Raw genomic sequence first — 6,863 nt, 5'->3', positions numbered from 1 at the left:
TCGTGCTCGATGCCTTCGTCTTCAATGACCCGGCCACGCAGCCGCTCAAGCTGGCGCTGGCCGCCAAAAAAATCCAGTGGATTGCCACCAAAGCTATGCGCGATGAGTTGGCGCGGGTGCTGGCCTACCCGAAGATCGTCGTGCGGCTGACGCTGCACCAGCTCACCGCCGCCGACGTGCTGGCGCAATTCGATGGCCAAGCGCAATGGCTCGACGCCGCCCCCAAAGCCAGCGTCACCTGCCGCGACCCGGATGACCAGAAGTTCATCGACCTGGCCGTCGCCCACAAGTCAACCTTGTTGAGCAAGGACCGCGCCGTGCTTTGCATGGCAAAACGGTTGCTAGCCCTTGATGTACGGGCGTCTACAGCTATTAATTTAGTAGCGTAAAAGAGTCAACCCGGGCCAGCGGCCAGTGCTGCTGGTAGACCAGCGGCAGAGGGCTAAAGGCATCTTGCAGCAAGGCGCCCGGGGCCAGCGGGGTCGCCATCAACTGCGCCAGTGACTTGACCTGATGGCCCGCGGTGCGGCGCATCACATGATGCGCCGTGAGCTCACCGGGGTGCGTCAGGCCCGCCGCCTGCACCAGTTCTTTAAGCGCACGCAGGCTTTGCTGGTGAAAGTTGTAAACCCGCTCGGCCTTGTCTGGCACCACCAGCGAGCGCTGGCGCAGCGGGTCTTGCGTGGCCACGCCGGTCGGGCACCGGCCGGTGTGGCAGTGCTGCGACTGAATGCAGCCCAAGGCAAACATGAAGCCGCGCGCACTGTTGCACCAGTCGGCGCCGAGCGCCATCAGGCGCGCGATGTCAAAGGCGCTCGTGACCTTGCCCGCGCAACCCAGCTTGATCTGCCCGCGCAGGCCCACGCCGCGCAGCGTGTTGTGCACCAGCAGCAGGCCTTCTTCCAGCGGGGCGCCGACATGGTCGGTGAATTCCCGCGGTGCCGCGCCAGTGCCGCCCTCGGCGCCGTCGAGCACGATGAAGTCCGGCGTGATGCCGCTGGCCAGCATCGCCTTGACCAGCGCAAACCATTCCCACGGGTGGCCGATGCAGAGCTTGATGCCGGTCGGCTTGCCCTCGGCAATGTCGCGCAGCCGCGCCACGAACTGCAGCAGCTCCAGTGGTGTCGTGAAGGCGCTGTGGGCGGCGGGCGAGACGCAGTCCACGCCGGCGGGCACACCGCGGGCGGCGGCAATCTCGGGCGTGACCTTGATGGCGGGCAGCACGCTGGCACAGCCGGGCTGGGCGCCCTGGCTGAGCTTGAGCTCGATCATCTTGACCTGCGGGTCGCGCGCCTGGTTGGAAAACTTGTCAGCGTTGAACGTGCCGTCGCCATTGCGGCAGCCGAAGTAGCCCGAGCCAATCTCCCAGATCAGGTCGCCGCCGTGGACGCGGTGATGGCTGGAGATCGAGCCCTCGCCGCTGTCATGGGCGAAACCGCCGCGCTTGGCGCCGGCGTTGAGCGCCAGGATGGCGTTGGCACTCAAGGCGCCAAAACTCATGGCCGAGATGTTGAACACGCTGGCGCTGTAGGGCTGCGCCCGTTCGGCGCCAATGGTGAGGCGAAAGTTGTGCGAATCCATGCGCGTGGGTGCCGTGGAATGGTTGAGCCACTCGTAGCCTTCGGCCTGCACCGCCAGCGCCGTGCCAAACGGGCGAAGCTCGGATGCACCGTTGGCGCGCTGGACCACCAGGGCGCGCTGGGCGCGCGAAAACGGGGTGGCTTGTCGGCCACTGTCACCCAAGTCCAGGCGGATGGCTGGCTGCAAATACGCCAGCAGCAGGTGCAGGTGACCGATGATGGGGTAATTGCGCAACAAGGCGCGCCGGGTTTGCAGCAGGTCAAAAACACCGATGCCGACCAGCAGCAGACACAGCAGCGCAACGGCTGCGCCCTCACCAAAGGCCACCAGTGAAAAAATGGCCAGCAACAGGCCGAAGCCGCTCAGGCCAAAAACGGTGTAACGAACCGGAAAGATCGTATTCAGATAGTCGAGCATGGCGGCTTTCCTTTCAAGGCCACCATACTAGCCGCAATGCCTTGCGCCCCGAATGCGGCCCGGCGGCAGGGCAAAATACAGGCCTTTCCCAAACCACGAACAAAGCCAGCACCATGAGCCCAGCACCCAGCAGCGCAGCAACCCCCCTCGTCGGCTTTGCGATCGAACCTTTGAGCCCGCAAGAATTTGACGAAGTTGACACCATCTTGGAAGATCTTCGGACCCGCTATGACGAGACGCCGCAGTGGGAGTTTTGCGAAGGCTTCATGGCCGCGTTGATCTGCTGCCGCCGATTGATCATGCCCTCGGAGTACTTGCCCTTGTTGTTGGCCATTGGTGACGAAGGCGCGCAGGATGAAGGCTCGTTTGCAGATGCGGCCCAGCAAGAGCGTTTTTTTGAGCTGTGGACGCGGCGCTGGAACGAAGTGGCGCATGCGCTCAATACCAAGGTGGAAGATCTGGGCGACGAGGCCTCCTACTTTCCCGAGGTGGTGGATATACGTGGCGCTGTGGCCTCGCTGCCCGAGGAGGCACGTGCCGAAATTGGCCATGAAATACCGCCGTCGTACGCGCAAATCTGGGCGCTGGGCTTCATGTATGCGGTGGAGAGCTGGCCCGAAGAATGGGCGGCGCCGCGCGACAAAACGGCGGCCCAGTGGCTGGACGAGGCGTTAGTGGCCATTGTGGCCCTGACTGACGACGACACCGACCCACCCACGCTGTCGGTCTACGATGAAAACGGCGCACCCAGCGTCAGCGCCCAGCGCCTGGACGCCTACGCCAGCGCGATCTGGGCCGTGTACGACCTGCGCGAACTCTGGCGCACCCTCGGGCCGCGCCAGCAAACCGTGCACAAGGCGGCCACGCCCGGCCGCAACGACCCCTGTCCGTGCGGCAGCGGCAAGAAATACAAGAAGTGCTGCGGGGCGTGAAATTGATTCACAAGCGCTGCGGAATCACCACTTTACGGGCCGCATATGAAGCCTGTGTGGCCCGGGGCGGGCATCGATGATGGGGGTCTGGGCTGGGGCTTGGCAGCGTTTGAAGTCAGTCAAGTGGGATGTTCGCCGGCAGACCTGCAGAAAACTATGTGACCGTTGGCACGGAAGTTTTGAAACGACAATGAGGTTTTAGCCGAATGCCGTCGAGCCCCACCATGAGCAACTGCTGTTCAGTATCTGCACCTGATAACACGCATCCCAAAAAACACCCTTGCCCGGTCAATGATCGGAAATATGCAGAGGTTTCCGTGAGAACTATCAGTCACCACATCAAGGCATCGTGGGATTGGGTTCCAACTGCCGAGCGATATTTTTTTTGTGACGATGCCGAATGCGATGTTGCCTACTTCGGGGCTGATGACTCGGTCATTTTGAAGTCACAGCTTCGTACACGTATCGGGATAAAGGAACGTGAAGGTGACGACTTGTTGTGCTACTGCTTTGGTGTCAGCAAGGCTGGATTCAGCCAAAAACCTTCAAGCAGAGAATTCATAATGGCACAAACCAAAGCAGGTCTGTGCTCCTGCGATACCAGCAACCCATCCGGGCGTTGTTGCCTCAAGGATTTTCCAAAACCTCAATCTTGAACAGATCCTGTTGGTAAACCGCGAATGGCTATTAACCGTCTGAAGCGGGTATTGGCCTCAAGAATTGTTCGGCACAACTGCCACCTACCGCGTTGCACTGGAATACTGGCCCCGCTGGCAAGCCTAAGCCATTGGTTCGTGGCGGTTTGCGCTGCGCGTTTTCAGTTAGACTGAACCAAAGGAATTATCACTATGGCAGGCGTATTCGGTAAAGACCCCAACATGAAGAAGAGCAACCACGCGGAGCTCGAAAGGCTCAACTTGGAGCGCAAGCGCAAGTTGGCAGAAGCGGCTGTCAAGTTCACTCAAAAGAGACCTGTCGCTCCAAGCAGCGAAGCAGCCGTGAAATAACGTCTATTCAGATAAAAATGAAGGCCCCTTGATTGGGGCTTCATTTTTTCTGGTCAGTTTGAACGAAACAGTATTTGAGGGATCAGGGGCTGGCTACGCCACCTTGCTGGCCGCCAATGAGAAAAACTGATCGCGCAAAATGAATGACTGCTCGGGCGCTGACGTTCGCCAGTGGCAACTTCCTGGCAAGCCAATGGCGCGAGTTGGGTAACCTGCCAACAGCCGCTCGTGAAGGTGAACAACGCGCCCTTTTTCCTTGTCAGTAGGACGACCCAGAGCTTGCCCAGAAAGCGCGGGCAACTGTCAAATTAGAAGCAGATTTCAAGCCCCAATAGTTACTTGCTATACGCAAACGCAATACCCAGCCCAAAGAAAGCGATAGCCCAGTATTTGAAGGGTATCCAAAACATGTCGTGCCGGGGTTTAAGTTCCAGTTCTTGCCCTGTCTCTTTGTCAATCACCACCTGGCCTGGCTGGGACTCGAGTTTGACTCCCACCACCCACACGCACACCGCAGCGACACCCATCGAAACCAGCCAGGTCCACCCGTGAGTCTTTCCATAGTTGTCGTCACCCATGGCCACGCCAATGAGCCACTGCATCAGGATATTCACCACTGCGGCAATCCCCAATGCCCCCAAACCCCACCCGCGCCAAACGATCATAGTGACCCCCTGAAATTGATAAAGAAAAAGGCTTCTAGAGCTTGTTCTTAATGTACCTGTTGCGGCCGGCGTCAATTTGACCCGTGGGGGGCAGTCTGAAACTGACCTTGAAGCTGAACAGTGTTCCCCGGCATTAAACTCAATTGCTGACCCGCTTTGGCTTATTCGTTTTTTCAGGTGAAGACTTGTACGCAACACATATCCTCATGAATTTCTTCCGAACGCTGAGTTTCCTGGCCTTGCTCACGCTGAGCGCCTGCGGCACGCGTTATCCATTGGGAATCCCAGAAGATCAATGGCTTGCCATGACGACCGAACAGCATTTGCAGGCCCAGCAAACGCAATCGAAGCAAGATCGGGCGGCAGACGAGCGCCGCGCCGCCGATGCGCGTGCCCGCGAGGCTGAAGCAGTTCGCCAGCGTGCTGAGTTGGACTTGCGACGCAGTCAAGCACGGTACGGTGAGCGTGTGCAATGCATTCTGTCAGACGCACAGACCCGGCTTGGCGGAAAAATGAGGCGCATTGAGCCGGTTGCACTGGATGTGGTGCAGGGTACTTTTGCAGAAGTTGACCTGTCCGAACCAGCTGGCCAAACCATGCGATTCCGAACAACTGTTTTTGCCCGTTTTGATGGGCAAACCCTGTCCATTTGTCAGGATGCAAATGATGACCCGATCCGGGCAGGCACATGCATTCGGATGTTGGGAACTATCGTTGATTATCGGCGTGGCCTTGACCAGCAAATTGGCGAGCCCAATTTTCTGCGCGGTCGTTTGCGCTGTGATTTGATGCCACCCCAACGGCTCTACAGCCCCAATCCGTGATGCCCTTGAAGCATCCAGCACCGTCCTCTGGTCGAGGATGCGTTCTAGATGATCTTTGACACCCAATTCGCCAGCAGGCTGAGCACAATCGTCGTGCTCAGCGGGATGAACCAGTCACGGCCGAACAGCCGGAACGAGAAGTCGCCGGGGAGTTTGCCAAAACCGAGCTTTCGCAACCAGGGCATGAGTCCGCTCAGCAACAGCAAGGCGAGAAAGACGACGACGAGCCAGCGCAGCATGACGGTCAAGGGTGCAGGATGAGCGGCGCCGCGCGCGCTACAGCGTGTGCGTGCGGTCACCTTCGGCAAAGCCCAAAGCCTGCCACGGCTCGCCCTTGTAGAAGCCGATGACCTTGAACAGTTCGCCCATTTCATGTTCCATGATCAGCTTTTGCGCCCGCACCCGTTCCTGCAGCGTGGCGTTTTCCATCCGGGCCACCAGACCACAATTGATCAGGAAGCGCGCTTGCGTGCAATAGCCCAGCACGCCCCAATCCTCCATCTGGCAGGCCAGCGCCATGCCGGTGAAGTTGACATGCGCAGTGATGTCTTTCAGTCCTACGTCGGCCAGCGGGTCGGTATCGGACTGGTGGCTGCGGTGGCACATCACGGTCCCCATGTGACGCTGCGGGTGGTAGTACTCGTGCTCGGGAAAGCCGTAGTCGATGAAAAAGGCCGCGCCAGTGCTCAACTTGTCGGCCAGCGTGCGAATGAAGGACTCGCCCTGCGGGTGGATTTCGCTCAGGTAGTCATGCTCGCCGTCAATCGCCAGCGGCGGGCGCAGCGCGGTCGGGCGGTCCTGCCAGATGAATTCTCCCGCTGCACCAACCGCCACGCCGCGCTCAAACCAGACGCCCTTGACCCGGGCCAGCAACTTGACCGGCATGGCGTCCAACACCTCATTGCCGATGACCACGCCTTGCAGCGTATCGGGCAGTTCATTCACCCACTGCACCGTGTCGCTAAATTTCGCCAGCTTGGCTTGCTGGCGCGCGCGCAGGCTGCCGGATAAATCAACAATGCTGTAGCGCGTCAACGCTTGCCCTTGCGCCGCCAGTGCCTCCAGGATTTGCAGTGCCAGCGCGCCCGAGCCGGCGCCAAACTCCCACACCTCAGTGGTTTGCGTCACCTGCAAGGCTTGCGCCACCTGGGTCGCCAGGGTCTGGCCAAACAGCGGCGTCATCTCGGGTGCGGTGACAAAATCACTGCCCGCCACGGTCACGCCCGCTTGTCTGGCATAGGGCAGGGCGCCAAATTTGCTGCTGTCGTTGGCGTAATAGCCCAGGCCTGGCGTGTACAGCGCCTGCGCCATGAATTGATCGAAGCCGATCCAGCCATCTTGTACGGCAATGGCTTCCACGATAATTTGGGTCAAACTGGCCGAAATATTTTCGGCGGGCAAAAAAGACATAGATCAACTTATGAGCGAAGAATCAAT

The 6,863-nt window shown here is 59.5% G+C and carries 9 protein-coding genes; 5 read left to right on the top strand and 4 right to left on the bottom strand.

The window, feature by feature from the left end; translation table 11 throughout:
* The first annotated feature begins 2 nt into the window (after positions 1-2).
* Positions 3-389, top strand: coding sequence for a putative toxin-antitoxin system toxin component, PIN family (locus GZ093_RS19480; RefSeq protein ID WP_296489261.1), 387 nt, complete (start codon positions 3-5; stop codon positions 387-389).
* Here GZ093_RS19480 and GZ093_RS19475 read toward each other — a convergent pair.
* Positions 373-1,998, bottom strand: coding sequence for an FMN-binding glutamate synthase family protein (locus tag GZ093_RS19475; protein WP_296489259.1), 1,626 nt, complete (start codon positions 1,996-1,998; stop codon positions 373-375). The genes GZ093_RS19480 and GZ093_RS19475 overlap by 17 nt on opposite strands.
* 113 nt (positions 1,999-2,111) lie before the next feature.
* Between GZ093_RS19475 and GZ093_RS19470 the strand changes: the two genes are divergently transcribed.
* The 3 genes from GZ093_RS19470 to GZ093_RS19460 all read left to right on the top strand — a co-directional run bounded on the left by GZ093_RS19470 (position 2,112) and on the right by GZ093_RS19460 (position 3,937).
* Positions 2,112-2,930, top strand: coding sequence for a UPF0149 family protein (locus GZ093_RS19470; protein ID WP_296489257.1), 819 nt, complete (start codon positions 2,112-2,114; stop codon positions 2,928-2,930).
* A gap of 224 nt (positions 2,931-3,154) precedes the next feature.
* The gene (locus tag GZ093_RS19465; RefSeq protein WP_296489255.1) at positions 3,155-3,586 is read left to right on the top strand and encodes a hypothetical protein; all 432 of its coding nucleotides are present in this window, start codon (positions 3,155-3,157) and stop codon (positions 3,584-3,586) included.
* 192 nt (positions 3,587-3,778) lie between these two features.
* Positions 3,779-3,937 (top strand): hypothetical protein, encoded by a 159-nt coding sequence (locus tag GZ093_RS19460; RefSeq protein ID WP_296489253.1) that lies wholly within the window; start codon positions 3,779-3,781, stop codon positions 3,935-3,937.
* A 335-nt stretch (positions 3,938-4,272) separates the two neighbouring features.
* Here the strand turns inward: GZ093_RS19460 and GZ093_RS19455 are convergent, their stop codons facing one another.
* On the bottom strand, positions 4,273-4,602 hold the full coding sequence (locus GZ093_RS19455) for a hypothetical protein (protein WP_296489252.1): 330 nt from the start codon (positions 4,600-4,602) through the stop codon (positions 4,273-4,275).
* Positions 4,603-4,808: 206 nt separating this feature from the next.
* Here GZ093_RS19455 and GZ093_RS19450 point away from each other — a divergent pair, with 206 nt between their 5' ends.
* Entirely contained in the window at positions 4,809-5,426 is a 618-nt protein-coding gene (locus GZ093_RS19450; RefSeq protein ID WP_296489250.1) for a hypothetical protein, read from the top strand.
* A 44-nt stretch (positions 5,427-5,470) separates the two neighbouring features.
* On the opposite strand, the gene GZ093_RS19445 is transcribed toward GZ093_RS19450, so the two are convergent.
* Together GZ093_RS19445 and GZ093_RS19440 are read right to left on the bottom strand one after the other, a co-directional pair.
* Positions 5,471-5,665 (bottom strand): DUF2905 domain-containing protein, encoded by a 195-nt coding sequence (locus tag GZ093_RS19445; protein WP_296489264.1) that lies wholly within the window; start codon positions 5,663-5,665, stop codon positions 5,471-5,473.
* Positions 5,666-5,702: 37 nt separating this feature from the next.
* Positions 5,703-6,836 carry an SAM-dependent methyltransferase gene (locus tag GZ093_RS19440; protein ID WP_296489248.1) on the bottom strand — a complete coding sequence of 378 codons (1,134 nt, stop codon included), beginning with the start codon at positions 6,834-6,836 and terminating at the stop codon, positions 5,703-5,705.
* Between the last annotated feature and the right edge of the window lie 27 nt (positions 6,837-6,863).

This window comes from Rhodoferax sp., assembly GCF_010365055.1.
GTDB lineage: Bacteria > Pseudomonadota > Gammaproteobacteria > Burkholderiales > Burkholderiaceae_C > Rhodoferax.
The sequence above is the reverse complement of the archived record's forward strand: the minus strand, read 5'-3'. Positions and strand labels throughout refer to the sequence as shown.

Excerpts from the sequence above, each read along its gene's own strand:
- GZ093_RS19455 (WP_296489252.1), bottom strand. The coding sequence starts at position 4,602 with ATGATCGTTTGGCGCGGGTGGGGTTTGGGGGCATTGGGGATTGCCGCA.
- GZ093_RS19475 (WP_296489259.1), bottom strand. The coding sequence starts at position 1,998 with ATGCTCGACTATCTGAATACGATCTTTCCGGTTCGTTACACCGTTTTT.
- GZ093_RS19440 (WP_296489248.1), bottom strand. The coding sequence starts at position 6,836 with ATGTCTTTTTTGCCCGCCGAAAATATTTCGGCCAGTTTGACCCAAATT.
- GZ093_RS19460 (WP_296489253.1), top strand. The coding sequence starts at position 3,779 with ATGGCAGGCGTATTCGGTAAAGACCCCAACATGAAGAAGAGCAACCAC.
- GZ093_RS19450 (WP_296489250.1), top strand. The coding sequence starts at position 4,809 with ATGAATTTCTTCCGAACGCTGAGTTTCCTGGCCTTGCTCACGCTGAGC.
- GZ093_RS19465 (WP_296489255.1), top strand. The coding sequence starts at position 3,155 with ATGAGCAACTGCTGTTCAGTATCTGCACCTGATAACACGCATCCCAAA.
- GZ093_RS19445 (WP_296489264.1), bottom strand. The coding sequence starts at position 5,665 with ATGCTGCGCTGGCTCGTCGTCGTCTTTCTCGCCTTGCTGTTGCTGAGC.
- GZ093_RS19470 (WP_296489257.1), top strand. The coding sequence starts at position 2,112 with ATGAGCCCAGCACCCAGCAGCGCAGCAACCCCCCTCGTCGGCTTTGCG.